This window comes from Nocardia sp. NPDC020380 (assembly GCF_044386975.1).
Classification (GTDB): domain Bacteria; phylum Actinomycetota; class Actinomycetes; order Mycobacteriales; family Mycobacteriaceae; genus Nocardia.
Genome location: NZ_JBIRVQ010000004.1, coordinates 182,433 through 206,886, shown reverse-complemented (window position 1 = coordinate 206,886; position 24,454 = coordinate 182,433). Strand labels below are relative to the sequence as shown.

General features: G+C 65.9%; 25 protein-coding genes. 10 read left to right on the top strand and 15 right to left on the bottom strand.

All coding sequences use genetic code 11. The features are described from left to right. Positions 1 to 42 precede the first annotated feature (42 nt). Entirely contained in the window at positions 43 to 2,343 is a 2,301-nt protein-coding gene (locus ACH438_RS11800) for a beta-ketoacyl synthase N-terminal-like domain-containing protein (RefSeq protein ID WP_397004058.1), read from the top strand. Here the strand turns inward: ACH438_RS11800 and ACH438_RS11795 are convergent, their stop codons facing one another. After that, on the bottom strand, positions 2,344 to 3,693 hold the full coding sequence (locus ACH438_RS11795) for a cytochrome P450 (RefSeq protein WP_397004056.1): 1,350 nt from the start codon (positions 3,691 to 3,693) through the stop codon (positions 2,344 to 2,346). It abuts the gene before it with no gap. Between the two features lie 166 nt (positions 3,694 to 3,859). Between ACH438_RS11795 and ACH438_RS11790 the strand changes: the two genes are divergently transcribed. From ACH438_RS11790 to ACH438_RS11780, 3 genes are all read left to right on the top strand, one after another. After that, positions 3,860 to 4,300, top strand: a complete 441-nt coding sequence (locus ACH438_RS11790; protein ID WP_397004054.1) for a MarR family winged helix-turn-helix transcriptional regulator — start codon at positions 3,860 to 3,862, stop codon at positions 4,298 to 4,300. Positions 4,301 to 4,366: 66 nt separating this feature from the next. After that, complete coding sequence (locus ACH438_RS11785) at positions 4,367 to 6,088, top strand: MFS transporter (protein WP_397004052.1); 1,722 nt, start codon at positions 4,367 to 4,369, stop codon at positions 6,086 to 6,088. A 47-nt stretch (positions 6,089 to 6,135) separates the two neighbouring features. After that, on the top strand, positions 6,136 to 6,945 hold the full coding sequence (locus ACH438_RS11780; protein WP_397004050.1) for a class I SAM-dependent methyltransferase: 810 nt from the start codon (positions 6,136 to 6,138) through the stop codon (positions 6,943 to 6,945). Between the two features lie 104 nt (positions 6,946 to 7,049). On the opposite strand, the gene ACH438_RS11775 is transcribed toward ACH438_RS11780, so the two are convergent. The 4 genes from ACH438_RS11775 to ACH438_RS11760 all read right to left on the bottom strand — a co-directional run bounded on the left by ACH438_RS11775 (position 7,050) and on the right by ACH438_RS11760 (position 10,039). Continuing rightward, positions 7,050 to 7,742 (bottom strand): cation transporter, encoded by a 693-nt coding sequence (locus tag ACH438_RS11775; protein ID WP_397004047.1) that lies wholly within the window; start codon positions 7,740 to 7,742, stop codon positions 7,050 to 7,052. Next, the gene (locus ACH438_RS11770) at positions 7,742 to 8,071 is read right to left on the bottom strand and encodes an ArsR/SmtB family transcription factor (protein WP_397004045.1); all 330 of its coding nucleotides are present in this window, start codon (positions 8,069 to 8,071) and stop codon (positions 7,742 to 7,744) included. The genes ACH438_RS11775 and ACH438_RS11770 overlap by 1 nt, the downstream gene beginning before the upstream one ends. 42 nt (positions 8,072 to 8,113) lie before the next feature. Beyond that, positions 8,114 to 8,752: a histidine phosphatase family protein gene (locus ACH438_RS11765; protein WP_397004043.1), complete on the bottom strand. Its 639-nt coding sequence runs from the start codon at positions 8,750 to 8,752 to the stop codon at positions 8,114 to 8,116. Between the two features lie 105 nt (positions 8,753 to 8,857). Then, positions 8,858 to 10,039: an Ig-like domain-containing protein gene (locus tag ACH438_RS11760; protein WP_397004856.1), complete on the bottom strand. Its 1,182-nt coding sequence runs from the start codon at positions 10,037 to 10,039 to the stop codon at positions 8,858 to 8,860. Between the two features lie 300 nt (positions 10,040 to 10,339). Here ACH438_RS11760 and ACH438_RS11755 point away from each other — a divergent pair, with 300 nt between their 5' ends. From ACH438_RS11755 to ACH438_RS11745, 3 genes are all read left to right on the top strand, one after another. Next, a complete protein-coding gene (locus tag ACH438_RS11755; RefSeq protein ID WP_397004041.1) occupies positions 10,340 to 11,266 on the top strand; it encodes an anti-sigma factor RsbA family regulatory protein in 927 nt (308 codons plus the stop codon). Between the two features lie 114 nt (positions 11,267 to 11,380). Next, on the top strand, positions 11,381 to 12,220 hold the full coding sequence (locus ACH438_RS11750; RefSeq protein WP_397004039.1) for a SigB/SigF/SigG family RNA polymerase sigma factor: 840 nt from the start codon (positions 11,381 to 11,383) through the stop codon (positions 12,218 to 12,220). Between the two features lie 81 nt (positions 12,221 to 12,301). Then, positions 12,302 to 12,700 (top strand): anti-sigma factor, encoded by a 399-nt coding sequence (locus ACH438_RS11745; RefSeq protein WP_397004037.1) that lies wholly within the window; start codon positions 12,302 to 12,304, stop codon positions 12,698 to 12,700. Here the strand turns inward: ACH438_RS11745 and ACH438_RS11740 are convergent, their stop codons facing one another. From ACH438_RS11740 to ACH438_RS11710, 7 genes are all read right to left on the bottom strand, one after another. Further along, positions 12,701 to 13,039, bottom strand: coding sequence for an STAS domain-containing protein (locus ACH438_RS11740; protein WP_397004035.1), 339 nt, complete (start codon positions 13,037 to 13,039; stop codon positions 12,701 to 12,703). A 67-nt stretch (positions 13,040 to 13,106) separates the two neighbouring features. Then, positions 13,107 to 13,550 carry a response regulator gene (locus ACH438_RS11735; RefSeq protein ID WP_397004033.1) on the bottom strand — a complete coding sequence of 148 codons (444 nt, stop codon included), beginning with the start codon at positions 13,548 to 13,550 and terminating at the stop codon, positions 13,107 to 13,109. Beyond that, positions 13,547 to 15,088, bottom strand: coding sequence for a CHASE3 domain-containing protein (locus tag ACH438_RS11730; protein ID WP_397004854.1), 1,542 nt, complete (start codon positions 15,086 to 15,088; stop codon positions 13,547 to 13,549). Before ACH438_RS11730 ends, ACH438_RS11735 begins: the two co-directional genes overlap by 4 nt. Positions 15,089 to 15,165: 77 nt before the next feature. After that, positions 15,166 to 16,374: a PP2C family protein-serine/threonine phosphatase gene (locus ACH438_RS11725; RefSeq protein WP_397004031.1), complete on the bottom strand. Its 1,209-nt coding sequence runs from the start codon at positions 16,372 to 16,374 to the stop codon at positions 15,166 to 15,168. A gap of 231 nt (positions 16,375 to 16,605) precedes the next feature. Further along, positions 16,606 to 17,652, bottom strand: a complete 1,047-nt coding sequence (locus ACH438_RS11720) for a glucose 1-dehydrogenase (RefSeq protein ID WP_397004029.1) — start codon at positions 17,650 to 17,652, stop codon at positions 16,606 to 16,608. A 41-nt stretch (positions 17,653 to 17,693) separates the two neighbouring features. Further along, complete coding sequence (locus ACH438_RS11715) at positions 17,694 to 18,638, bottom strand: diguanylate cyclase domain-containing protein (protein ID WP_397004027.1); 945 nt, start codon at positions 18,636 to 18,638, stop codon at positions 17,694 to 17,696. Continuing rightward, positions 18,635 to 19,450 carry an SAM-dependent methyltransferase gene (locus ACH438_RS11710; protein WP_397004025.1) on the bottom strand — a complete coding sequence of 272 codons (816 nt, stop codon included), beginning with the start codon at positions 19,448 to 19,450 and terminating at the stop codon, positions 18,635 to 18,637. The genes ACH438_RS11715 and ACH438_RS11710 overlap by 4 nt, the downstream gene beginning before the upstream one ends. A gap of 282 nt (positions 19,451 to 19,732) precedes the next feature. On the opposite strand from ACH438_RS11710, the gene ACH438_RS11705 reads away from it, so the two are divergent. After that, positions 19,733 to 20,269: a hypothetical protein gene (locus ACH438_RS11705; protein WP_397004023.1), complete on the top strand. Its 537-nt coding sequence runs from the start codon at positions 19,733 to 19,735 to the stop codon at positions 20,267 to 20,269. Between the two features lie 279 nt (positions 20,270 to 20,548). Next, positions 20,549 to 20,752 (top strand): cold-shock protein, encoded by a 204-nt coding sequence (locus tag ACH438_RS11700; protein ID WP_397004852.1) that lies wholly within the window; start codon positions 20,549 to 20,551, stop codon positions 20,750 to 20,752. A 69-nt stretch (positions 20,753 to 20,821) separates the two neighbouring features. On the opposite strand, the gene sph is transcribed toward ACH438_RS11700, so the two are convergent. The 3 genes from sph to ACH438_RS11685 all read right to left on the bottom strand — a co-directional run bounded on the left by sph (position 20,822) and on the right by ACH438_RS11685 (position 22,778). Next, positions 20,822 to 21,805, bottom strand: a complete 984-nt coding sequence (sph, locus tag ACH438_RS11695) for a sphingomyelin phosphodiesterase (protein ID WP_397004021.1) — start codon at positions 21,803 to 21,805, stop codon at positions 20,822 to 20,824. A gap of 174 nt (positions 21,806 to 21,979) precedes the next feature. After that, a complete protein-coding gene (locus tag ACH438_RS11690; RefSeq protein WP_397004019.1) occupies positions 21,980 to 22,486 on the bottom strand; it encodes a YbaK/EbsC family protein in 507 nt (168 codons plus the stop codon). Next, the gene (locus ACH438_RS11685; RefSeq protein ID WP_397004017.1) at positions 22,476 to 22,778 is read right to left on the bottom strand and encodes an ArsR/SmtB family transcription factor; all 303 of its coding nucleotides are present in this window, start codon (positions 22,776 to 22,778) and stop codon (positions 22,476 to 22,478) included. The genes ACH438_RS11690 and ACH438_RS11685 overlap by 11 nt, the downstream gene beginning before the upstream one ends. Positions 22,779 to 23,200: 422 nt before the next feature. Here ACH438_RS11685 and ACH438_RS11680 point away from each other — a divergent pair, with 422 nt between their 5' ends. Then, positions 23,201 to 24,415, top strand: a complete 1,215-nt coding sequence (locus ACH438_RS11680) for an FAD-dependent oxidoreductase (RefSeq protein ID WP_397004015.1) — start codon at positions 23,201 to 23,203, stop codon at positions 24,413 to 24,415. Positions 24,416 to 24,454 lie beyond the last annotated feature (39 nt).

Genomic DNA, 24,454 nt, shown 5'->3' with positions numbered 1-24,454 from the left:
CTAAGCAGAAGTTCCGCGCCCCGAGACCGATAGGGGAACATCGTGATACGGAATCCATTCCGGCCGAGTCCTGCCGCCGCCACTGCGGCGCCATTCCCGGGTGCGGCGAATGCGTTACCGCCGGAGCCGATAGCCATAGTCGGCATGAGTTGCCGGCTACCGGGCGGAGTGGACGGCCCGGCAGCGTTCTGGCATTTACTCGTGGATGAGGTGGATGCCGTTGAGGATACCGTGCCGGCGACCCGCTGGACGGCCGAACAGTATGTAGACGTCGATCGCGCTGCCCCGGGAAAGACCGTGACCGCCGCGGGCGGATTTCTTCCAGCCATCGAACGGTTCGACGCGGAATTTTTCGGTATCAGTCCCCGCGAGGCCGCGGAGATGGATCCACAGCAGCGGCTCGCACTCGAACTGGCCTGGGAGGCATTCGAGGATGCGGGAGTGCCACCACGTGCCAAGGAAAACGGACCGACTGGTGTGTACTTTGCGGTTAAGTTCAATGATTATCGCGCGCTGAAAATAGCCATTGCAACGGAGATTTCACCGTTTACCAGTACCGGCGATGTGGAAGGCATCATTGCGAACCGGATTTCGCATTGCCTCGGTATGAGCGGACCCAGCCTGACGGTGAACGCATCGTGCGCCGGATCCTTGATCGCCGTCCATCTCGCCTGTCAGGCCATCCGTTCGGGAGATTGCCCGACGGCTCTCGTCGGCGGCGTGCAGCTGAATATCATTCCGGAAACCGCCGTGGGGCTGTCGAAGCTCGGCGTGCTGTCACCGCATGGACGCTCACGGGCCTTCGATGCGGCCGGGGACGGATATGTCCGCAGCGAAGGCGGTGGAGCGATCGTTCTGATGTCCCTGGCCGACGCGGTGAAACAGAACCGGCGAATATATTGCGTCGTGCGCGGCACCGCGACCAATAACAACGGGCACAACCACAGCCTCCCGGCCACCAGCGAGACGGCCCAGCGGGAGCTGTTGCGGCGCGCTTGCGAACGGTCCGGAATCGATCCTGGCACAGTGGATTACGTCGAGGCGCATGGGACGGGGACCGAGCTCGGCGATCGGACCGAACTGGGTGCGCTGGGCGCGGTCTACGGCACCGGGCGCGGCGCGGACCGGCCGCTGCTGGTCGGCTCGGTGAAGACGAACATCGGGCACACCGAGGCTGCGGCGGGGATAGCGGGCCTGATCAAGACGGCGCTGGCACTGCGGCATCGGATCATTCCGCGGAGTCTGCACTATGAACGGGATCGCGAGGGGCTGGATTCGGCGGCGCTCAACCTGCGGATGACTTCGCGGCGATGGTCGTGGCCGGAGGCGGCGGACCATCCCATGCGAGCAGGGGTGAGCGCCTTCGGGTTCGGCGGGTCGAACGCCCACGTCATTGTGGAGGAGCCGCCGCATCGCGCCGCCCCGGTGGTTGCGGAGCGCGAGCAACTGCTGGTGCTGTCGGGCCGTACACCAGCGGCCACGCTTGCACAGGCTGCTCGCCTGCGGGATTACCTGTTGGCACATCCCGATACGCCGCTAGCGGCGGTAGCCGACACCCTCGGCCGAGGACGCACTCATTTCCTGCACCGGGTGGCGGTCACTGCGACGACAGTTGCCGAGGCCGTCGAGGCATTGGCGGACGTCGAGATTGTGTCTGTGACGGATGAATCTCCCTGGCACGAGATGGTTTCCGATGGCGCGGTAGGGAGTTCTGAAGCGGTGCGGCAGTGGGTGCGGGCATTCCCGGCGGCCGAGCTCGAAGGGGATCAGCGGCACGCGTCGTTGAACGCCCTTGCCTCGCTCTACCGGCTCGGCTTCCTGCCGGACTGGAGTGCGCTCGCTGCGCCGGTCGAAGTGCTGTCGCTGCCGACCTATCCATTCCAGCGCGAATCACACTGGCTACGAATGAATTCCCCGGCAACGAGTGCGACCGTGCATCGTGTGCAATCAAGCGCGGTCGGCCAATCGATGCAACCACGTGCGGAGACGCTGCCGGATGAGTCGACCGCTGCGGCACGCGTGACGGGCGAGTTCACTCGGACCGTGGCGAGTGAGGTAGCCGCGGTGCTGGGGATTGCCGTGGCGGCACTCGATCTCGGCGAGAACTTCGCACGGGTCGGGATCGGATCGGTGCAGGCGGTGGAAATCAGTGCGCGACTTGCCGCCAAGCTCGGCATCGAAGTGCCCACCGTCGTCGTCTGGGGGCATCCGAGCGTGCTCGAACTTGCCGGCCATCTGGCCACGTCGAGTGTGCCGCGGGCTGTGGATGCGCCGGATGAATCCGACGCCGATATCCTCTCCGACGCAGAGCTTTTGGACCTGGGACGCCGACTGCTCGGGTGATCAGGCCTGCACGAGGCGGGTGGCGCGGCGTACCGGCATCATCCGGATCCCGTACCGGGGGCGGAGATTCACCGAGGCCAGCGGCACCACCGGATGCGTCTTGTCCGGCTCGAACCGGAATCGTTGCAGGGTCATGGCGAGTATCAGCACCATTTCCGACAGCGCCATGTCCTTGCCCAAGCAGGTGCGGGGTCCACCGGAGAAAGGGAAGTAGGCGAAACGCGGTCGCTGCGCGATCTCCTCGGGCGTGAAGCGTTCGGGGCGGAACTGCAGCGGGTTGTCCCAGAGTCGCTCGTCGTGGTGGATGCGGTGCATGAACATGCTGATCCGCGCGCCGGCGGGGACGGTGTAGCCGCCTATGGTGTCGTCCTCGAGCGGGCTGCGTTCCACCAGCCAGGCCGGCGGGTACAGCCGCATCGTCTCGTCGATGACCATGCGGGTGTATTCGAGATCGCGGAGATCGGCGAAAGTCGGTGTGCGGTCGCCGAGTACCTCCTGGATCTCGGTCACCAGGCGGGCTTCGACCTCGGGGTTCGCGGCCAGCAGATGCAGGGCCCAGGACAGCGCGTTGGCGGGTGACTCGTGCCCCGCGACGAGCAGCGTCTTGACCTCGTTGAGCAGGTTCTCCTCGCTCATACTGTTGCCGTCTTCATCGCGCGCCCGCACCAGATTGGTCAGCAGATCACCCTGATCCGTACCGTGGCGGCGTTCGTCGATCAGCCTGCGCACCACCTCGTCGAGATCGCCGACCCTGCGAGAGACATTGCGCGACGCGGGCGTCGGGAGCCAGCGCGGCACCTTCACCGGCGAGTTCACCCGCTTCATGATGTAGGCGAAGGCGGTCTCCATCGCATCGGTGACCTGCCGGGTATCGGTGGACAGGTCGAGGCTGAACAGGATCCGGCCGATCACGGTCACCAGCAACTCGACATAGTCGGCGTAGATATCGCGGTATTCGCCTGGTGCGGCATCCCAGCGATCCAGCATGGCCGCGGTGCTCTCGGTGATATCGGTGGCGAATCGCTGCACGTGCGAGCGGGAGAACGCCGGATGGATGAGCTTGCGCTGTGCGCGCCAGTACTTCATGTCGTTCGTCGTCAGCTGGCCCTCGCCGAGCAGGATGCTGAAGTCGTCGTAGATCGCGCTCTTGCGATAGTTCGCGTAATTGTCTTGCAGCACATAGCGAGTCATCTCGGGGTCGGAGATGACCAGGACCAGCATCGGCCCGGCGTTCACCCGGACGATATCGCCGAACGAGTCGGCCAGATCATTGAGGGCTCCCATCGGATCGGGGCCGAGTTTGCGCAGCAGCCTGAGGGTTTCGACGGGAGTGGGGCCGGGTGGCTTCATGAGGCGACCTCTTGCCGAGATATGAACTGGCCCTTCAGATTGCGCGCGTGCCGGTGAGCGCGTCAAGATCCGCGACCACGCCTTGCCCGCCGGCATCCCGAGGGCAAACGATCCGGCCGCGGTTTTCCACTTTGCAAGCCAAACTTACCAGTCTAGCCTTCTAATCATGAGTAACGAGGCGCCCGACCTTCGTGACGTCGCCGCGGGACTGCGGGGCGGCATCGGCCTGGTGGTGCGGCGACTGCGGCAGGCGCAGTCCGAGGGCGGGCTGACCCTGCCCGAACGGTCGTTGCTCGGGAGACTCGACCGCGGTGGCCCGGCCACCACGGCCACCCTCGCCCGGCTCGAGCAGATCAGTCCGCAGTCGATGGGGACGACGGTCGGCGGACTCGAGACCCGCGGCCTGGTCGGCCGGCAACCCGACCCGCAGGACGGGCGATGCGCGCGAGTCTCCATCACCGAGTCCGGCCTGCAAGCGCTGCGCGACAAGCGTGATGCGCAGACCCAGCTACTGGCCTCGGCCCTCGCACACGGCTTCACACCCGAGGAGATCGGTCACCTCAGCGCAGCGGGACCGCTCCTCGAAAGATTGGCGCAGAGCATCTGATGACGGCGACCGGGCCGCAACGGCATCCGGTCACCGCGATACCTCTGCCGGACAGGATGAGCCGAAATGTCCAACCGGCCTGCAACACCCGTCCTGCCACCCTCCGGACTGCCCGCCGAACCCGGCAGTGCGCGACCGGACCGCTACAAATGGGTGGCGCTGTCGAACACGACGCTCGGCATGTTCATGGCCACGGTCGACGCGTCCATCGTGATCATCTCGCTGCCGGCGATCTTCCGCGGCATTCACCTCGATCCGTTCGCGGCGGGGAACATCAGCTATCTGCTGTGGATCATCATGGGATATCTGCTGGTCACGGCCGTGCTCGTGGTGACGCTCGGGCGGCTGGGCGACATTGTGGGGCGGGTGCGGATCTACAACCTCGGGTTCGTGATCTTCACGCTCGCCTCCGTCGCGCTGTCGCTGGATCCGGCGCTGGGTACGGCCGGGGCGATATGGCTCATCGTGTGGCGGCTGGTGCAGGCCATCGGCGGGTCCATGCTGATGGCCAACTCCGCGGCGATCCTGACCGACGCCTTCCCGGCGAGCCAGCGTGGGACGGCGCTCGGCGTCAATCAGATCGCGGCGCTGGCAGGGCAATTCATCGGGCTCGTGCTGGGCGGGATTCTGTCCGTGTGGGATTGGCGGGCGGTGTTCTGGATCAATGTGCCGTTCGGGATCATCGGCACGATCTGGGCGTATCGCAGCCTGCGTGAGGTGTCCGCGCGGCATCCGGCGCGGATCGACTGGTGGGGGAACGCGACTTTCGCTGTCGGGCTGGGGATTCTGCTGATCGCCATCACCTACGGCATTCAGCCCTACGGCGGACATGCCATGGGATGGACCAGGCCCACGGTGCTCGGCGGGCTGATCGGCGGGGTGGCGCTACTGGTGGTGTTCGTGCTCATTGAATCGCGGGTGGCGCAGCCGATGGTGCGGCTGGCGCTGTTCCGCAGTCGCGCCTTCGCGGCGGGAAACATTGCGGCGCTGCTGGCTTCGGTCGCGCGGGGCGGCATGCAGTTCATGCTGATCATCTGGTTGCAGGGCATCTGGCTGCCGCTGCACGGGTACGACTACGCCGATACACCGTTGTGGGCAGGGATCTTCCTGCTACCGCTCATGGTCGGATTCCTGCTCGCGGGGCCGCTGTGCGGGTATCTGTCCGACAGGTACGGCGTGCTGTACTTCACCACCGGCGGACTGCTCGTCTTCGCGGCCAGTTTCATCGGATTACTGCTGCTACCACTGAACTTCCCGTACTGGGCGTTCGCATTGCTGATCATGCTCAACGGCATCGGATCGGGCATGTTCTCCGCCCCCAACACCTCCGCGATCATGAGCGCTGTCCCGCCCGAGCACCGCGGCGCCGCCTCCGGCATGCGCGCCACCTTCCAGAACTCCGGCATGTCGCTATCCATCGGCATCTTCTTCTCCCTGCTCATCGCGGGCCTGGCCAGCCGACTACCCGAAACCTTGTCGACCGGCCTACGCGCCCAGGGTGTTCCGGCCGCCGCGGCCGCCCACGCCGCCGCACTCCCACCCGTCTCCACCGTCTTCACCGCCTTCCTCGGCGCCAACCCAATGCAAACCCTCCTCGGCCCAACCGGCGTCCTGGATTCCCTCTCGCCGGCCGACCGAGACACGATCACCGGTCACACCTTCTTCCCCAACCTGATCTCCGCCCCCTTCCACCACGGCCTCACCATCGTCTTCGCAGCCGCCGCCGGCATGGCCCTCCTCGCCGCAGCCGCCTCCCTCCTCCGCGGCGGCCCACCCGCCGAGCGTTGACGTTTCGACCACCGGACCGTAACCATGGTTGCGAAGGTGGTGCAGCCATGGATAATTCGATCGAGCCGAACGCAAAGTCCATACCGCTCGACGGATACCGTCAGGTACTGGCCCAGCAGGAAAAGGCCGAACTGGAACGACTATCGGCCCTCGAAGCCATCGCCGACCCCCACACCATCGCCCTACTCGAGCGCATCGGCATAGAAACCGACTGGCAATGCGCCGAACTCGGTGCGGGCGCGGGTTCGATCGCGCGCTGGCTCGCCCAGCGCTGCCCAGCAGGACGACTGGTAGCAACCGACCTCGACACCCGCTTCCTCATCGACCTGGGCCCGAATGCCGAAGTCCGCCAACATGATATGCGCACCGACGACTTCCCCGCCCGCTCCTTCGACCTCGTCCACGTCCGATCGGTCCTGGAACACCTACCCGACCGCGACACGGTGCTCCCGCGCCTGGCGGAATGGGTCGCCCCCGGCGGCTGGCTCGTCATCGAAGACGCAATATCAACCTCAGCCACGTCACCAGACGCCCAATACCGTCGCGTAATGGGCATAGTCGAAGACACCTTGTCCCGAACAGTAGGCACCGACCTCCACTGGGCCCGCACCCTCCCAAAATCCCTCTCCACCTTGGGCTTCACCGACCTCACCCTCGCCCCCACCACCCTCGTAGTCGGCGCAGGCGGCCCAGTAGACCGCTTCTGGCGAGCCACCCTCACCCAACTCGCCACACTCCGCACCAATACCGGCCACACCGACGCAGCCGACCTCATGTCCCTGGCCGCCCGCTTCGACGACCCGACCTTCGTCGAACTGTCCTACACGATCATCGCAGTAGCCGCCCGCCGCCCCTGACACAGCTTCGAGCGGCACATGGGGATTGCAAACGTCGAGAGACTTCGATCCTGGTGTGCCACTCGAACGTTGACTTCGATCTGGTGCCTGGATTTCGGCCGTGTTCACTGCTCGGGGCAGCAAATCTGTCGGTTGTCCGGCTCGCTGATGGTGGGGCAGCAGGTTTTGCCGCGCCAGGCGTTGAGGCCTTCCTTGGTGGCGATGACTGCGATGACGAGGGCTGCGAGGGGGTCGGCCCAGGACCAGCCTAGGAAGGTGTTGAGGAGGAGGCCGAGTAGTAGGACTGCGGATAGGTAGGTGCAGAGGAGGGTTTGCTTGGAATCGGCTATGGCGGTGGTGGAAGCGAGTTCGTGGCCGGCTTGGCGTTGGCCCCACGACAGGATGGGCATTACTGCCAAACTGATTGCGGCCAAGGTGATTCCGATGGGGGAATGGTGGGGGTCGGTGACGCCTAGGAGGGCGGTTGCTGACGCGGTCGTGACGTATGCGGCCAGGGCGAAGAATGAGAAGGCGATGATCCGGAGGGTTGTTTGCTCTCGGCGGTGGGGGTCTCGGGCGGCGAATTGCCAGGCTACTGCGGCTGCGGAGGAGACTTCGATGACCGAGTCCAGGCCGAATCCGATGAGGGCGGTGGAGGAGGCGCGGGCGCCCTCGGTGAGTGCTACGGCGGCTTCGATCACGTTGTAGGAGATGGTTGCTGCGACGAACCAGCGGATGCGGCGCGTCAGGACGGCTCGGCGCTGCGGTGAGAGGACTGGCTGGGGAGCGAACTGGGGTATGCCGAGGGATTGCAACATCAGCAGCACTCGTCGGTGTCGGAAGTGGGGCAGCAGGCGGGGTCTACGGCCAGGATGAGGCCGGTGAGGTCGGTGAGGGCGCGGGCGATGCGGGGGTCGGCGAGTTCGTAGCGGGATTTGCGGCCTTCGGGGACGGCTACTACCAGGCCGCAACCACGCAGGCAGGCAAGGTGATTCGAGAGGATCTGGCGGGAGACGCCGATCTGGTCTGCCAGCTCCGAGGGGTAGCTGGGGGCGGTGCTGAGCGTCAGCAGGATTTGTGTTCTGGTCGGGTCGGACAGGGCGTGTCCGAAGCGGGCCAGTGCGTCACGGTGCAGCAGGGTGTCCACGCCTCGATAGTACATGGAGAACTGTATTCATAATCTGATGAACTATCCCTGTCGGGGCGGCGACTCACCTGTTCGGGTGAGGGCAGGCCTGTCGGTGGTGGCGGGCTTCTGATCCACTTCCAGGACCTGCCAAGTGCCGTCGAGGAATTCGATGCGGTTCCAGCAGGCGGTGCGCTGGCGGACGCCCGTCAGGCGGGGGGCCAAGGCGGTGAGCAAGGGTTGGTTGAAGGCGTCGTGGGAGACGAGGACCAGTGGGCCGGTGGGGTATTCGGTGACGATGTCGTGGAAGGCTGCGGTGGCGCGGGCGGCTACGACGGGGAGGGGTTCGACGCCGGGGGCGTCGTCGACGCTGCCGAAGCGGGCGATGACCTCGGAGCGGAGTTCGCCGGTCCAGGGGCCGTAGTCGCGGTCGTTGAGGCGGGCGTCGATGGTGACTTCGAGGCCGGCCGCGGCGGCGATGGCGGTCGCGGTGGAGATGGCGCGTTGCAGGGGGCTGCAGAGGACGGCGGTGGGGTGGTGGGCGGCGAGGACGTCGGCCAGGGCTTTCGCCTCGGCTATGCCGACCTCGTCGAGGGGTGGGTTGCTCAGTCCGCGGAGGCGGTCGCCGACATTGAGGGCGGTGCGGCCGTGGCGGGCCAGGAAGACCTGTCGCACACCGGGTTCCGAGGGGGTCGATGGCATCGTGGGTCCTTCGGGTCGGGGCCGCGGGCAGGCGGTCGCGTGGTCGGCGCCCGGCGCCCGGCCGGTAGCGGACTACCGGGCGGGCGGAGCGGGCCTTACGGTGTTTCAGCCGTTGGCATTACCGGCTTTCCATGTCGCCCAAGGGACTTCCCAGTCACCGTAGGTGTCCCACACCGGCAGGGCGGGGCCGCCGGAGTTGGTGATCTCGACGACGTCACCGATGCCGAAATGGTCGTAGAACCACTGGGCGTTGGCGGGGGAGAGATTGACGCAGCCGTGCGAGACATTGCTACTGCCCTGCTGGCCAACGGACCAAGGGGCGGAATGGACGAATTCGCCGTCGTTGGAGATGCGTTCGTCGAGGGCGACGGTCTCCTTGTAATAGCCGGGCTGGCCCTGGCAGGTGCCGTAGGTGCAGGAGTCCATCACGATCGAGGGCTGCTTGCCGGAGATCACGTGCGGGCCCTCATGCGAGGGAAAGCCGGGTGAGCCGAGGCTCATCGGCATCTGGTTGACCTGATTGCCGTTGTCGAAGATGGTCAGCAGGTCGGTACTGCCGTCGGCCTTGGCGACCCAGGCATCGTGAACGGTGTAGTCGGCGCTGTCGTTCTCCGCGCCGAGCACGCCGTTACCCAGGTCCAGGCCGAGGACATCGGCCTCGATGTGCAGTTTGGTTCCGGGCTGCCAGTAGTTCTCCGCGCGGTAGTGCACGTCCTTGTCGTCGACCCAGTACCAGGCGCCCTCCTGCGGCGGCGACACCGTGACGTGCAGGTGCTTCTCCACCTCGGCCTTGTTCGAGACCGGCGCGGTGAACTGGAAGACCATGGGCTGACCCACGCCGATGCCGGTGTCGGAGACGACGTCGGGTGCGGGCACGACATTCGCGTAAGCGGTCTTACCGGGAGTGATCGTGGTGACGGTGAACGTCTGCTTGGTATGCGCCCCAGCCGAATTCACCGCATCGGCGGTGACGGTGTACGTGGTGGCGTACCCGAGCGGATCGGTAGTCGCCCACGATTGGTGATCGGCGGCGAAAGCGCCCGCGATCTGGCCTTTGTCGTACTGTACGGTCACGCTAGCCAGCTGCCCGCCGGCAGCCGATACCGCGATCGGAGTGGCCGGGTTGATCGGATTCGGCCCCGCCACCGGCACACTCAGGGTCGCGGCCGCCGGGGCCGCGGGTGCCGCCGCAGGCTGGGACGACCGCCCGCTGTGGCCGGAAATGCCGATCACTACGCCGGCGATCACGATGACCACTACGACGGCCGCGCCTATGAGCAGCCACATCCGCGTCCGCTGCGGTGACTTCGGGGCCCCGCCGCTGTTCGGGTTTTCGCTGTTCGGGCTCTCGGATTCGGTCATTGCTCCCCCTTATCGACCAGAAGTCCATCTGCGTGTCTCGGCGTGCACTCGCCGGCGTCTGTAACCGCCATACCCACAACCCAACCATGGAAAGCGCTACGACCACAGCATGTGTACCCGGTTCGCGGCCAATGGGCGAATCGGCGCCGGGGTGTCCCGAACGGCGGCGCGTACCATGAGGGACGGTTCCCAATCGCGGAGAACGGCAGAAAGAGTGGCGCATCGGTGACCGCACGACCGCCCTTCCTGCATCCCGCGCTCCTGTACCGCGGTGAGGAAGAGTATCTGGCGGGGACGGTCGGTTTCATCCGGGCCGGACTGGAAGACGATGAGCCCGTGGCGGTCTCGGTGCCTGCGGTCAACCTGGCTCTACTACGGGACGCCCTCGGGGGCGATGGCGCGGCCGTGCGGTGGATGGACATGACCGTCGAAGGCCGCAATCCGGGACGGATCATCCCGTGTGTGCTGCGGGCCTTCACCGATACGCATCCGGGGCGGCGAGTACGGATCATCGGTGAACCGATCTGGGCCGGGCGCTCGGAGACCGAATATCCGGCCTGTGCGCAGCACGAAGCCCTGATCAACGCGGCATTCGCCGGACGCGAGGTCGCCATTCTCTGTCCGTACGACACGGCGACCCTGCCCGCTCACATCCTGGCCGATGCGTATGCGACGCATCCCGTCGTCATCGACGACAGCGGCGAAAAGGACAGCAGTGCATACGATCCCGATCGGATCGTCGCTGCCTACAATCAGCCGCCGCCCGAGCCGCCTGCAGAAGCCGCTGTGCTCGACTTCGACGGAGTCACCCTCTCGCCCACCCGCTATCTGGCCGTGGACTATGCGCGCCGAGCCGGAATGACCGACGCACGACTCATCGACTTCGAGCTGGTCATCGCCGAGACCACCACGAACTCGGTCGTGCACGGCGGCGGAAGAGGCCGCCTCACACTGTGGCTCGATGGGGACCAGGTGTGCTGTCAGGTGCGCGACTCCGGACACATCACCAACCCGCTCGCGGGACGCCTCCCGGCCCCGGCCCGCGTGGTCGGCGGTCGCGGCCTGTTGATCGTCAACCAGCTCGCTGACCTGGTACGCATCCATACCGGTCCGCAGGGGACCGTCCTGCACATCCTGCTGCCCCGCTCATAGCCGCAGCCCGCCGCATCGCAGCCGGTTCTGTTACCCGTGCCGTTTCAGGGCTTCGAGAGCGGGTAACCGCCCGAATACGCCGGAATCTTCGGGTCCCACAGTGAGGAACTGGACATGTCAACTGAATACGCGCCTCAGTCGGGAACATCGGTCGACGACGAGAGTAGGGGCGATTCATACGACAATATCGAGCCCTGGCTGGCGAAACTGGCGGCTCTGCCGGCCGGTAGCGCCGAACGCGATCGACTGCGCGAGGAAATCCTGGGCAAGTGCCTGCCGCTGGGTGAGCACATCGCGCGCCGCTACAGCGGGCGCGGCGTCGAATTCGACGATCTGGCCCAGATCGCCGCGGTCGGGGTGATCCTCGCCGTGGACCGCTTCGATCCGGGTAATGGCGCGACCTTCCTGTCGTTCGCTGTCCCGACCATCATGGGTGAGGTCAAGCGGTACTTCCGCGACAGCACCTGGGCCGTGCGAGTACCCCGCAGGCTCAAGGAGATTCAGCAGCGCCTCGCCACCGCGGTGCCGGAACTGTCACAGCGACTGGGACATCCGCCCACCGCGCGCGAACTCGCCACCCACCTCGACGCCGATCTGGCCGAGATCACCCAGGCGCTGATCGCGAGCAATTGCTACAGCGCCGACTCCCTCGACGCGAGCCGCTCCACGACCGACGAAGGCGAACAGGCCGCCTCCCCGCTCGACCGGCTCGCCGCCGAGGACCCCGGCTATCGCATGGTCGACGAGACCCTCACCGCGGCACCGCTCTTGGCGGCCCTGCCCGAACGCGAGCGCAGCATTCTGGTCATGCGATTCGGAGATGGCAAGACCCAGGCCGAGATCGCCGAGGCGATCGGCGTATCGCAGATGCACGTGTCCCGGCTGCTGTCGCAGACCCTGGCCCGGCTGCGGGAGCAGGCCCTGTCGCCGCGGCCGCTGGCCGGGGTCGCGTGAGGCCGGTCGGCGCAGCCGGTGTACCAGCGAGGCCGAACAGGTAGTCTTCCCGCACCGGGCAGGCAGCGAAGGGCGGGCGGTGTGGGCACGACGGTGGGACTGCGAGTACGCGCGGAACCCGAACAGCTCACCATGCTGCGCGCACTCGCCGAAACCGTCACGCTGGTAGCCGATTTCGATATCGGCGAGGTCAACGACCTGCGGCTCGCGCTCGACGAGGTGGCCACCGTGCTGATCGGCGACGCCGTGCCCGGGTCGGTCCTCGATTGCGACGTCACCTACGACTCCGACGAGGTCACCGTGCGCGTCACGGTGATCGCCGTATCGGAAGACGCGCTGGAAGACACCGGATTGAGCTGGCACATCGTGCGATCGCTGACCGACTCGCTCGACGCCACCCAGGCCGCCTACGCGCTGCGGGCCGGCGGCTATCCCACGATCGTCGAGTTCCGGTGGCTCCGGCACCGCGATCGCAGCTGACTAGCCACCGTCGGCCAGCGCCTCCGGCAGGGTGCCGTACAGATCGAGCATGGCGTCCAAACCGGTCAACTCGATGGGCCGCTGGACCTGCGGCGACGCCACCACCCGCAACTGCTGCGCGGTGACCGCCGCCAGCGTCTCGACCAGCACGCTCAACCCCGCCGAACCGAAGAAACCCACCTCGGAGAGATCGACTACCACCACCTCCGAACCGGTGGCCAGGGCCTCGGACAAGGCCGTCGACAACTTCGGCGCCGAGAGGATATCGACCTCACCGGACGCGGACACGACGAGCGCCGCGCCGGCCGGGCGCGTCGAGACAACCAGATCGCGAGTCATAACCTTCGCTACCTCCGGATACGTGGCGTGGACGCGAACCGAATGCCCCCGCCGGAAATCACTGTAGTCAGCGGCGCGGGGGCAGTTTGACCACTTGGACGAAGAAGTCGTCGATCTGCTTGATGGCGGCGATGAACTGGTTCAGGTCCACCGGTTTCGTGACGTAGGCGTTGGCGTGTAGCTCGTAGCTGCGCAGGATGTCCTCCTCGGCCGCGGACGTGGTGAGGATGACGACGGGGATGCTGGACAGGCTCGGGTCGGACTTGATGCGCGCCAGCACTTCCTGACCGTCGTACTTGGGCAGATTGAGGTCCAGCAGGATGAGATCGGGGCGGCACGCATGCTCGTGCGCGCCCTTGCGATAGAGGAAGTCGAGGGCCTCCTCGCCGTCGCGGCAGACGTGCACGGTATTGCCGATCTTATTGTCCTCGAAGGCTTCTCGCGTCATCAGTTCGTCGGCGGGATCATCCTCGACGAGGAGGATATCGATCGGCTGCGCCTGCGGGGTCATGGTCGGATTCCTTCGCTGCGAGTATCGGTATCGGCGGCGAGTACATCGATCGCCGCGGGGGCGCCGGTCAGGGTGAAACAGATGCGGGTGCCGCCGGTGAAGCCGGTATCCACCCAGATCCGGCCGCCGTGATGTTCGACGATCTTCTTCGTCAGGGCGAGACCGATACCGGTGCCGCCGTATTCGGTGCGATTGTGCAGGCGCTGGAAGATGATGAATACCTTCTCCGCGAACTCGGGCTGGATGCCGATTCCATTGTCCTGCACCGAGAACAGCCAGCCCGCATCGTCGGGTTCGCAGGTGATCAGGATCTGCGGGGTGCGGTCGGGGGCGCGGAACTTGATGGCATTGCCGATCAGGTTCTGCCACAACATGGTCAGCAGGATCGGCTCACCCATGAGGTCCGGCAACTGTTCGGGGCGGGTGATCCGCGCGTCGCTGTCCTCGATGGCCGAGGCGAGGTTGGCCAGGGCGCGGTCCAGGGGCTGGGCGAGACTCAGCTCGGTGCTGCCGTCGGAGACACGGCCGACGCGGGAGAACGTCAGCAGGTCGTTGATGAGGGTCTGCATGCGCTTGGCCCCGTCGACCGCGAAATCGATATACTGGGTGGCTCTTTCGTCGAGCTGACCGGAGTAGCGCTTCTCCAGCAGCTGACAGAAGGCCGCCACCTTGCGTAGGGGCTCCTGCAGATCGTGCGAGGCGACGTAGGCGAATTGCTCCAATTCGGCGTTGGAGCGGCGTAATTCGACTGTTTGCGCGTCGAGGAACAGCTTCTGTTCGTGTAGCTGGGCTTCCTGGATTCGCGAGGAATCGAGTTCGGCGACGATGCGGCGGCGCATATCGTCGACGGCGGTCGCGACCGCGGCGACGTCGGCGGGGCCGTGCACGTCGATGCGATATCCGAAGTCGCCGACCGCTACTCGGCGGGATGATTCGGTGAGGTACTTCAGCGGGCGATCGATGAGTCGCCGCACGAGTACGGCCAAGCCGACACCGGTGAGCAGATAGATCACCAGCAGGCCGATGAGAATGCTGTCGCGTACGGCGCGATCGTGGTTCAGGCGATTCGTGTCCTTGGTGACCGCATCGGACAGATTCTGATTCTGCTGGGCGAACAGGGTCCGCAGATTGTCGAACATCTGCTTGCCCGCGGCGGCGGTGGCATCACCCTGCGCACGCGCGGTGGCGGGGGAGGCGAGCAAGGGAGAGACGTAGGTGCTGCGCCAGCGGTCCGCGGCGCGTTCGATGTCGTCGATATCGAGGCTGACGCGGCCGCCCTCGTGGCCCAGCAGTTTTCGCAAGCGATCCGCCGACTCTTGTTCGGTGGAGAGGCCGTCCTGGTAGGGCTGCAGGAACTGCGGGTCGCCGGTGATCGCGTAACCGCGGACGCCGGTTTCCTGATCGAGCAGGGCGGTCTGGAATTGCAGGGCCTCGCGCTGTGCGGGCAGGGAATGGTCGATGAGCCGGCTGGTGGCGTCGGCGGTGGTGGCGATGACCCGGGCGCCGAGGACGGCGCCGATGATCACTACGAAGATCATCGAGCCCAGGATCAATTGGAACCACGCGCGGGTGGTGAGCCGGCCGGTCGTGCCCAGCGTTTTGTGCGGTTCGTCGGTCACCTGCCTGCCTTCCAATACAAGTAGAGAAGAGCGACATCGTCGTCCAGGCCGCCGGACACCGCGGCCAGCGCCTCGACACGGTCGATCAACTCGTCGACGAAGGTTTCCGGTCCGGCGGCGCGGATGGTGCGAGCCAAATCGAGTAGGCCTTGCTCGCCGAGCCGGTTGCGGCGCGCGTCGACGCAGCCTTCGAACAAGCCGTCGGTGAACAGGGCGAGACCACCGTCGACGGGGAGATCGACGGTGGTCTCGGGCCAATTCGCCCGGCCCGGCAGGAAACCCAGGGCGGGACCGCCGGGGATCTCCACCCAGTCCCATCCGGTGGCCGAACGGGACAGGGCGCCTGGATGTCCGGCGCGGAGGACTCGTGCGGTGTGGTCGGCCGGATGCAGGGTCAGGGTGGTCGCGGTGGCGAAGGTGCGGCGGTCGGAGCGTTCCGCCAGCAGGACCTCTTCCATCAGTTCCAGCTGTCTGGCTCCGGTGATGCCGCTCAAAGTCAGTGTGCGCCAAGCCAATCGCAGGGCGACACCGGCGGCTGCGGCGTCCGGGCCGTGGCCGGAGACATCGCCGATGACGGCGTGCACGAGTCCGTCGGCGTCTTCGAGGACATCGTAGAAATCGCCGCCGAGCAGGGCGTGGGCGCGGCCCGGGCGGTAGCGGGGGACCACGGCCACCGCACTGTCCGCGCGCAGCAGCGGGGTGGGCAGCAGGCCGCGTTCCAGGCGCGCGTTCTCCTGGGCTCGCAGCTGACTGGCCTGCAATGCTGCGCTGGTGCGCTCGAACTGCTTGCGCTGGATGGCATACCGCACCGCGCGACCCAGCAGGTCCGGCTCGACATGCCCCTTGAGCAGATAGTCCTGTGCGCCCGCGGCCATGGCGGCCGCGCCGATCAGCCGCTCGTCGACGCCGGTGAGCACCACGATCGCCGCATCCGAGGCCGTGCGCAGCCGGGCCAGCGCTTCGAGACCGTCCGCATCGGGCAGATTCAGGTCCAGCAGCACACAATCCGGAGACTGCTCGCGCAGCCGATCGATGGCTTCGCCGAGCGACCGCGCCCAGTGCAGGCGAATACCCGCCGCGCCGTCCTCCACCATGGCCTCGACCAGCAGCGCGTCGGCCGGATCATCCTCGATCAGCAGCACATCCGTGCGGGCAGGAGCCACCTGATCGCCGATCGAACTCCGCGAATCAGACAGCACGGACACCCCGACCACCACCGCACCTCGACAAGCACCCGGGCAATCCGACGAGAGGCCGACACCTCAGCCGCGTGCGGCCCGCCGATTCCGCCAACGCATGGACTCCGATCACCAACGTTGCGGGCAGCGCAACAGCATGCCCCGCAGCCGGTTTCTGGACCGCACAGGCAGTCAGATGCTATCCGATCCCCCGAGCCCGGACACCACATCCTCCTCCGGCCTGTCCGGCGGCTCCGATTACAGCTCGACCATGATCTTGATGTCGTCTTGGCCTGAGGTGAAGGCGTCGATGGCTTTGGCGAGGGGGAGCCGGCGGGTGATGAGGCCGGAGCGCCAGTTCGGGTCTGCTGCGGCGAGGGCCTGGGCGGCTTGGTGGTAGTGGCGCTTGTTGGCGTTGACCGAGCCGAAGATGAGGTTGTTCTCCAGTACGGTGCGGCGGTTGAGTTCGCCTGCGTCGATGTCGAGTTGGCGGCCGGTCGGGGAAATGCCGGTGAGACAGACGATTCCGGCGGGAGCGGGGTGGGTCATCGCGGCCATGGCGATGGAGGGGACTCCGGTGGCCTCGATGATCACGTCGGGGTGGATTCGGTCGGCGACTTCCGGTAGGGGGTCGCTGTGGTAGGTGGCGCCCAGTTTGCGTGCCATGTCGGGTTGAATTCCCTTGTCCGCCAAGGCCAGGACGTGGACGTCCAGGTCTCGTTGCGTGCCCAGGAGAGCGGCCAGTTGGCCGATGGGGCCGGCGCCGGTCACCAGTACTCGGCGGGGTTCGTACCAGGCGCGGGTGCTCACGCGGTCGATCTGCTCCCAGACCTTGGCGACCACGGTGGCCGGTTCCATCAGCACGCCGGTGTCGCCGAGTGCGGGATCGAGTTTCACGGCGTAGTCGGTTTCGACCGTCCATTGTTCGGAGGCGTAGCCGTGGAGGTGTTTGATGCCGCGCTCGGCGTAGAGGTTGTTGCGGCACATGTCGAATTCGCCTCGCGCGCAGGCGCCGCACGGTACCGGGTCCGGTCGGCGCACGATACCGACGACCAGATCTCCTGCTGCGAAGTCGCTGCCGGCCGGTGCGGTCAGCACTCGCCCGAGCGACTCGTGGCCGAGGACGAGACGATCTTCGCCGGGTGGCGCTGCGCCGAAATGGCCGGAGGCGATTTCTCGATCGGTCGCGCATACGCCGAAAGCGATTCCCTCGACCAGCAATTCGTTCGGTGACGCCACCGCATCGGGTATGTCGCGAATCTCCAGCGAGCCTGACTTTTCGGGAATGACGGTTAGTGCGCGCATGGATCAATCGTCGGCCAGAGGCCGGGGTGGTGGTGGGTATTTCAGGGTTGGGTGCGATAACGGTGGCCGCCGAGGGATTTCGCGGCGTACATGGCGCGGTCTGCGGCGTGGATGAGGGCTGCGGCGTCGCGGGTTTCGTCGGTGGCAGTGGCGATGCCGATGCTGGCCTGGATGTGGACCTGGCCGGGGGAGAGGGTGAAGGGCTGGGCGAGGTCGGTGAGGATGCGGTCGGCGTTCTCGCGGGCCGCGGCCTCGCCGCCGAGAGTGGCTATGACGAATTCGTCTCCGCCGTAACGGCATACGCAGTCTTCGGGGCGGGCGACCGCGCGGAGGCGCTCGGCTACCGCCACCAGTAGTTCGTCACCTACGCGGTGGCCGTGGGTGTCGTTGATCTGTTTGAAGCCGTCGAGGTCGACGAGCAGGACCGAGACAGCCTCCTCAGCGGGACGCGGTTCGGCGATCCACTCCTCGAGCACGGCGCGGTTCACGAGTCCGGTGAGGCGATCGTGGGTGGCGGCGTGGTGGAGGCGATCCTGTAGTTCGGTGATGCGATGTTCGCGGGCGGCGACGGCTGCGCGCAGGATTGCTTCGTGCTGGCCCAGGGCTCGTTCGGAGAGCACTTCGGCATAGCCGGTAACCGCGTGGCCGGCATTGCGGGACCAGGTCGTGGCCACATCGGCGGGTGACACCGGCGCCGCGAGCAGCAGGGCGGTAGCCAGCGGGCCGACGAAGCGCGCGCTGGTATCGAGGCCCGGCAGGCTGGTCGCGAGCCCGGCGCCGAGGATGCGTGCGGCGGGGGCGTCGTCTCCGGTGAGGCGGTCCAGGCCACGCAGTAACTCGAGTGCCGAATCGGTGGCGGCCGCGGCGTCGACGACGGTGTAGCCGGCGGCGGCGAGGAGCCGCAGGTACTCCTTGGCGGCGCGCCGCAGCGCGCAATCACGGTCGCGCGGACCCGATCGGGTGGTGTGGGCCTGCGGGAGGTTCATTGCAGGCGTCCCACGCCGGCGTATCCGGGAGTGCGCAGCGGCGGGTTCCCGTCGGACTGGGGATCCGGCCGCCAGGCCGTCGGTGCGACGAGACCCGGTGGTAGCAGGTCGAATCCGTCGAAGAGAGCGCGGATCTCGTCGTGAGTGCGCATGGTGAACGGATTCGAGGTGCGCTGATACAGATTCGCGGCGGCATGATGCGCGTTGGTGTCAGCGCTGGCATGCACGATGACCAGATGACTGCCGGGCGCCAACCGCGAGCTGATCCGCGCGATGATTCCCGACGGATCGTCGGCATCCGGAATGAAATGCAGGACCGCGATGAGCAGCACCGCCACCGGCTGAGAGAAGTCGATCAGCCGGCTCGCACCGTCGGCACCGAGGATCTCCCCCGGATTCCGCAGGTCGGCCTCCAGAACCAGGGTGCCGGGATCGTCCTGCAACAACGCCCGACTGTGCGTGACGGCAACCGGATCACTGTCGACATAGACGACCCGCGCGCCGGGCTGCGTCGCACGCGCCACCTCGTGCACATTGCCGACCGTCGGGATCCCGGAACCGATATCGATGAACTGAGTGATCCCCTGCTCGGCAAGGAACCGAACTGCGCGCCGCAGAAACGCCCGATTCTCCCGCGCGATCACCGGCGCGTCCGGCATCTGAGCCATGGCCTCCCGCGCAAAAGCACGATCGACCTGGAAGTTGTGCGACCCGCCGAGGTAGAAATCCCACACCCTGGCCACGCTCGGCTGGTCGAGGTCCACAGTCAACGGTGCCCATTCCGGGCGCACATCGGCCTTCTCAGGATCCATCAGGGCGCTTCCTCCCCTCAATCGATTGACTCATGCCACTACCGACCAGACCACAACCCCCGGTCCGGAGATCAGCGTACCGACAAGACCGAGGTCGGCGCAGTCTCAGCGAGCCATGTGGCGAGCAACCCTCCGTCGAGCGCACACAAACCGGCGCCGGCTGCCTCGACATCGTTTTCGTCCGAAGTCCTACGTCAGAATCCTGGCCGGATGCCCAGCCCGGCTCAATCGGCCGAGAATCGGCAATGCCGCAGCCAGACCGATCGCACTAGCCTCGATCGCATGACACCGGAAGCGAGTGTTCTTGCCGAGGCGTTCATGGACGATCCGTTGATGGCCTACTTCTGGCCAGAGCCGGAGCGCCGCCGACTGGCCTTACCGCTGTTCTGGCATTCGCGAGTTGAAGCCAGGCGGCGCGCTGGGATCGTTGACACAGCTTCGGACAGTGGTGGCGTGACGACTGTCCTGTTGTGGGAGCGACCGGGGCACGCCGTCCCGATTGCCAAGCCGTACAGTCTGATTCGTGCGCTGGGGTCGGCCGCGCCACGCGCTCTCGCTGCCTCGCGCCGGATCGCGAGCCTGCGGCCCGCGACACCCCATCTATATCTGGCGGTCGGGGCAGCATTGCCACGTGCGCGCGGCAAAGGCGTGACCGCCGAACTCGTCAGGGCAAGAATCGACGGCAACAATATCGACGTCTTCATGGTCGCAACGAACCCGACGAGCGCGGCCATGGCAGAACATGCAGGATTTCATAGGACGCAGGAAATGGTCCTCGGCAATGGGGCCACACTTTGGGGGATGCTGCGGCCGGTCTGAACTATGCACCCGCATTGTGAGGCGTCGGCACTCGTTCGGAGTGTCCGCATCGGCGCGAGCCTGCTCCATCGACCGAAATCCGTTGAACGCCTGCACTTTCAGCGTCGAGCGGGATGCCTGCTGTCTTGTCGCCGGCTGCTCGCAGTAGCTGTCTGATGGCTCACACTCTGGGTGCATCGACGTGAAATCGGTGAAAAGCATGGCATAGTCAGTAGCGAGAACGGGCGTCTTACAAAGAAATTTGCCTGGCTCACCTACAGAAAAGAAGTTGCAAACAGCATGGCTCAAGGCAGTGTGAAGTGGTTCAACGGCGAAAAAGGCTTCGGCTTCATCGCCCAAGACGGAGGCGGCCCTGACGTCTTCGTGCATTACTCGGCCGTAACCGGCTCGGGTTACAAATCCCTCGAAGAGGGTCAGCGCGTCGAGTTCGCGGTTGAGCAGGGCCAGAAGGGCCCGCAGGCGCAGGATGTCCGCGCTATCTGATCAGCGTGACTTGTGAAAAGCTCCGCACCGTCAAGGTGCGGAGCTTTTTTCGTTGGAGCAGCCCCCCTGCTATCTAGTGCCGGCGATTACCGGGTAGTGGTCGGAGAGGTTGGTGTAGGTGTAGGTCTTGCCCCAGCTGGTGACGGTCCAGGGGGTGGACTGTTCGATTCGTACTGTGTTTTTCCAGTTGGAGGGGCGGGCGTGGCCTCGGCGATGCAGGACGTAGTCGAGGTCTTCTTGTGGATCGGTGGGGTAGCGGTAGGAGGCGATCGAGTTCTTCTTTGTGTCGAAGGAGTACTCGTGGCCGGTGCGTTGGTCGGCCGCGTCGAGGGCGGCGTTGTCGAGCATGGATGCGTACTCGGGGGTGTGTGAGTCGACGTTCATGTCGCCGGCGACCATTACTTCTTCGGTGGTCGGAATCTTCTTGGCGTCCAGGAAGGCTGCGATCTGGCGGAACTGTTTGGCGCGGTCGGAGGCGGCCTCGCCGTCGCGGCAGCGGGTGTCGGTGGATTGGGCGTGGGTGCCGACCAGGTGGACGGTGGCGCCGTTGACATTCAGTACGACGTAGGCGAATCCCTTGTTGGCCAGCCAATCTGCGCCGCAGCCGTTCTCGAACAGGATCTGTTCCTTGCGTATGATCGGCCATTTGCTCAGTACGGTGACGCCGCCGTCCTCCACCGTGAAGTTGGAGTACTTGCCGCCGGTGGCATCCCAGCCATCCTTGCTGCGACCGACCACCGGCGTCTGATGCGGATACAGCCGTGCCGCATCGGTTTTCAACGACTCCGACACCTGGTTGTCCAGCGCCTCCTGCAGCACGACGACATCGTTGCCCTGGAAGAAGTCCGCGGCCACAATGGCTTTGGCGCGATGGTCCTGGCCCCAGTTGGGGAACAATGTCGTGCTCATCAGGAAAGTGTTGTAGGTCAGCACTTTCAGCTCCGGCACGGCCGGGGCGGCGGTTGCCTGCGTCCAGTGCGGCAGGACCAGCCCGACTACCGCGGTAGCGGCGACGGTGAGGGTTCTCGCGGACTTGCATCCGACAAGCGGCATCCGGTTCTCCTTCGATCCACACGACGCCCGTCCGGATCTCGGACGGGTCAGCGGAGAATGAAAAGCGGCCGGATCGACGCGGGGATGGCCGTGGGATGATCACTCGCTTGCCAGGCGATGGCTTTTGTCCGAAAGAGCCCATATGTCCATATCGACGGGGATTACCTCATGGACTCACGCCTGCGCGATAGGTGCGATGCGCGGCTGTGCCACGCGGACGTAGTCGTCGGTGGCCAGCGCGATCGAGCGGTCGAGACGCGCGGCGTTGAAGTACAGCTCGGGGGCTCGTAGCAGTGCTGGGTCGGCGATCAGTTCCAGTTGCGGGTGGAATGCGAACGGCAGCACGGTGCCGCTGACGCTGCCGGCCAGTTCCTCGGCCTTGTCCTTGCCTGCGACGCCGGAATAGCTGCCTCCCAGAAGGGATTTCAGCGCTTGCAGGTCTACTCGGGCATCGCCGGGTACCACTGCCAGTACGTATCGCGACTGTTTTTTGCCGACTTTGACGAGGATGATCAGGCACTTGGCCGCGTGCGCCACGTCGTGACCGCGGAGCGCGCTGACGACATCGGTGCGCCCTTCCGGAGTGTGGTCGATGAACCGGTAGTCGACCCCGTTGGCGTCGAGTTCCGATATCAGTTTGCGGTACTGCTCGAGGTCGGGTTCCGTGTGGTCACCAGTCACCGCTCAACAACTCCTTCGCCTGTGCGATCCGAACTTCGTTGCGCCGGTAGAACACCCACTGTTTGATCTTCGTGCTCTCGACCAACCTGGCCTGGCTGAGAATCTTCAGATGCTCGCCGCAGGTCGGCTGACTCACGCCGAGCTTCTCGGCGAGGAACAGCGAGCACACCCCATCGCGAACCAGATCGCCGTCCCGCTGTGGCGGGAAGTGCTGTTCCGGGTCGCGGAGCCAGTCCAGGATCTGGGCGCGCTTGTCATTGGCCAGCGCCTTGATCAGGTCGACATCGATCACTCGGCTACTATGGCAATTAGCTAATTGCCTGTCAAGGATGCGGCGGCTAACCCCTGGCGGCAGTACCCGTGTGAAACGTGTTGGGGTGCAATCTTCTTGATCGGTCCGGGTTGGGCATGGTGGGTGTGGACACCTGGGTGGTGTGATCATTCTGCTCCGGGGAAACCGAAGCTGTGAACCCGTTCTGTGCATATTGTTCAGCGGCAACGGAATTGATTGACACGCTTTGAAAGGGATGGCTAGGCTCTTCGTCTGTTCGCACGGCTCAATCGTTCGAGCGCGTTGGCGCGCGCCGAGCGGGTGATCCTCACCGTTGACGAATCATGTTCCACACCAGGGCAGTTCGGCAGGCGGATGGTGGCCACAAGCTGCCATGGAACACGGCGTCCACATGTTCGACCGCATTCCCGTTAGGAGCGCGTATGACCCGCGCACTGATCATCGGGGCCGGCGTCGCCGGCCCGGTGTTATCGATGGCCTTACAGCAGGCCGGCATCGAATCCAGCATTTTCGAAGGCGATGCGGCGGGGGCCGCGGCAGACGGGTCCTGGCTGAATTTCCAGTCCGCCAATGGGATCGACGCCCTGCGCGCCATAGACGCCGCGGGGCCGGTGGAGAAACTCGGGTACGAGGTCGACACCATGAGCTTCGCCAACAGCAGCGGCCGGGCCCTGGGACGGATGCCGATTCCCGTCCGGCCCGATGGCCTGAAATCGATGATGGTGCCGCGTACGGCCCTGAACGCAGCACTCGGTGACACCGCCCGAGAGCGCGGGATCACCGTGGAATACGGCAAGCGGCTCATCGACGCGGTACGACTACCCGGCGGGAGCGTGCAGGCAGTCTTCGCCGACGGCACCACCGCCGACGGTGACCTGCTCATCGGCTGTGATGGTGTGCATTCCACCGTGCGCACCCACATCGACCCGCACGCACCCGCGCCCAGCCCGGTCGCCGTCCTCACCACCGGCGGCTACATCCCCGACTTCACGGTCGACGCACCCGATCGAGATCTGCACGTCCATCTCGGGTTGCGCTGCTCCTTCGCCTGGTTGCGCACCTCCGACGGCGGTACCGCCTGGTTCGCCAACCTGCCCAAGAACGATGAAACCGCCCACGGCGTGCTCTCGGATACCGACGATGCCGCCATGCGGCGCCGGCTGCACGAGCTGACGGCCGGTGAAGCCGGGCCCGCGCGCGACATCATCGATGCCGCACCGGCGCCGCTGCTCGGCTGGTCGAGCTACACCATGCCGGTGGCCCGCCGCTGGCATGACGGCCGGAACCTGGTGATCATCGGCGACGCCGCACACGTCACCTCACCCACGGCCGGTCAGGGCCTCGCCCTCGCCATCGAGGATGCCGTCGTACTCGCGCAATGCCTGCGCGACTGTCCCGACGTGCCCACCGCGCTCACCACTTTCGACGCTTTGCGCCGTGACCGCGTCACGAAGATCGTCAAGCACGGCCGGAATCCCGAGCCGCCCGGCGCGATCGGCCGCTTCATACGCGATCTGATCATGCCCGTCATGCTCGGCAAGACCGCCAAAGACGGTGGCAGATCACTGATGTGGATACAGGGACACCACATCGATTTCGACGCACGCGTCATACCCGTCACTCGCTCCGATTCGTAAATCCGGACACCCGCGCTGATCGAAGCGTTCAGGACGAGG

What these genes read in the sequence shown, in the direction of transcription:
- ACH438_RS11795 (WP_397004056.1), bottom strand. Translation starts at nt 3,693, where the DNA reads ATGAAGCCACCCGGCCCCACTCCCGTCGAAACCCTCAGGCTGCTGCGC.
- ACH438_RS11790 (WP_397004054.1), top strand. Translation starts at nt 3,860, where the DNA reads ATGAGTAACGAGGCGCCCGACCTTCGTGACGTCGCCGCGGGACTGCGG.
- ACH438_RS11785 (WP_397004052.1), top strand. Translation starts at nt 4,367, where the DNA reads ATGTCCAACCGGCCTGCAACACCCGTCCTGCCACCCTCCGGACTGCCC.
- ACH438_RS11780 (WP_397004050.1), top strand. Translation starts at nt 6,136, where the DNA reads ATGGATAATTCGATCGAGCCGAACGCAAAGTCCATACCGCTCGACGGA.
- ACH438_RS11775 (WP_397004047.1), bottom strand. Translation starts at nt 7,742, where the DNA reads ATGTTGCAATCCCTCGGCATACCCCAGTTCGCTCCCCAGCCAGTCCTC.
- ACH438_RS11765 (WP_397004043.1), bottom strand. Translation starts at nt 8,752, where the DNA reads ATGCCATCGACCCCCTCGGAACCCGGTGTGCGACAGGTCTTCCTGGCC.
- ACH438_RS11760 (WP_397004856.1), bottom strand. Translation starts at nt 10,039, where the DNA reads ATGTGGCTGCTCATAGGCGCGGCCGTCGTAGTGGTCATCGTGATCGCC.
- ACH438_RS11750 (WP_397004039.1), top strand. Translation starts at nt 11,381, where the DNA reads ATGTCAACTGAATACGCGCCTCAGTCGGGAACATCGGTCGACGACGAG.
- ACH438_RS11740 (WP_397004035.1), bottom strand. Translation starts at nt 13,039, where the DNA reads ATGACTCGCGATCTGGTTGTCTCGACGCGCCCGGCCGGCGCGGCGCTC.
- ACH438_RS11735 (WP_397004033.1), bottom strand. Translation starts at nt 13,550, where the DNA reads ATGACCCCGCAGGCGCAGCCGATCGATATCCTCCTCGTCGAGGATGAT.
- ACH438_RS11730 (WP_397004854.1), bottom strand. Translation starts at nt 15,088, where the DNA reads ATGATCTTCGTAGTGATCATCGGCGCCGTCCTCGGCGCCCGGGTCATC.
- ACH438_RS11720 (WP_397004029.1), bottom strand. Translation starts at nt 17,652, where the DNA reads ATGCGCGCACTAACCGTCATTCCCGAAAAGTCAGGCTCGCTGGAGATT.
- ACH438_RS11715 (WP_397004027.1), bottom strand. Translation starts at nt 18,638, where the DNA reads ATGAACCTCCCGCAGGCCCACACCACCCGATCGGGTCCGCGCGACCGT.
- ACH438_RS11710 (WP_397004025.1), bottom strand. Translation starts at nt 19,450, where the DNA reads ATGGATCCTGAGAAGGCCGATGTGCGCCCGGAATGGGCACCGTTGACT.
- ACH438_RS11705 (WP_397004023.1), top strand. Translation starts at nt 19,733, where the DNA reads ATGACACCGGAAGCGAGTGTTCTTGCCGAGGCGTTCATGGACGATCCG.
- ACH438_RS11700 (WP_397004852.1), top strand. Translation starts at nt 20,549, where the DNA reads ATGGCTCAAGGCAGTGTGAAGTGGTTCAACGGCGAAAAAGGCTTCGGC.
- sph (WP_397004021.1), bottom strand. Translation starts at nt 21,805, where the DNA reads ATGCCGCTTGTCGGATGCAAGTCCGCGAGAACCCTCACCGTCGCCGCT.
- ACH438_RS11680 (WP_397004015.1), top strand. Translation starts at nt 23,201, where the DNA reads ATGACCCGCGCACTGATCATCGGGGCCGGCGTCGCCGGCCCGGTGTTA.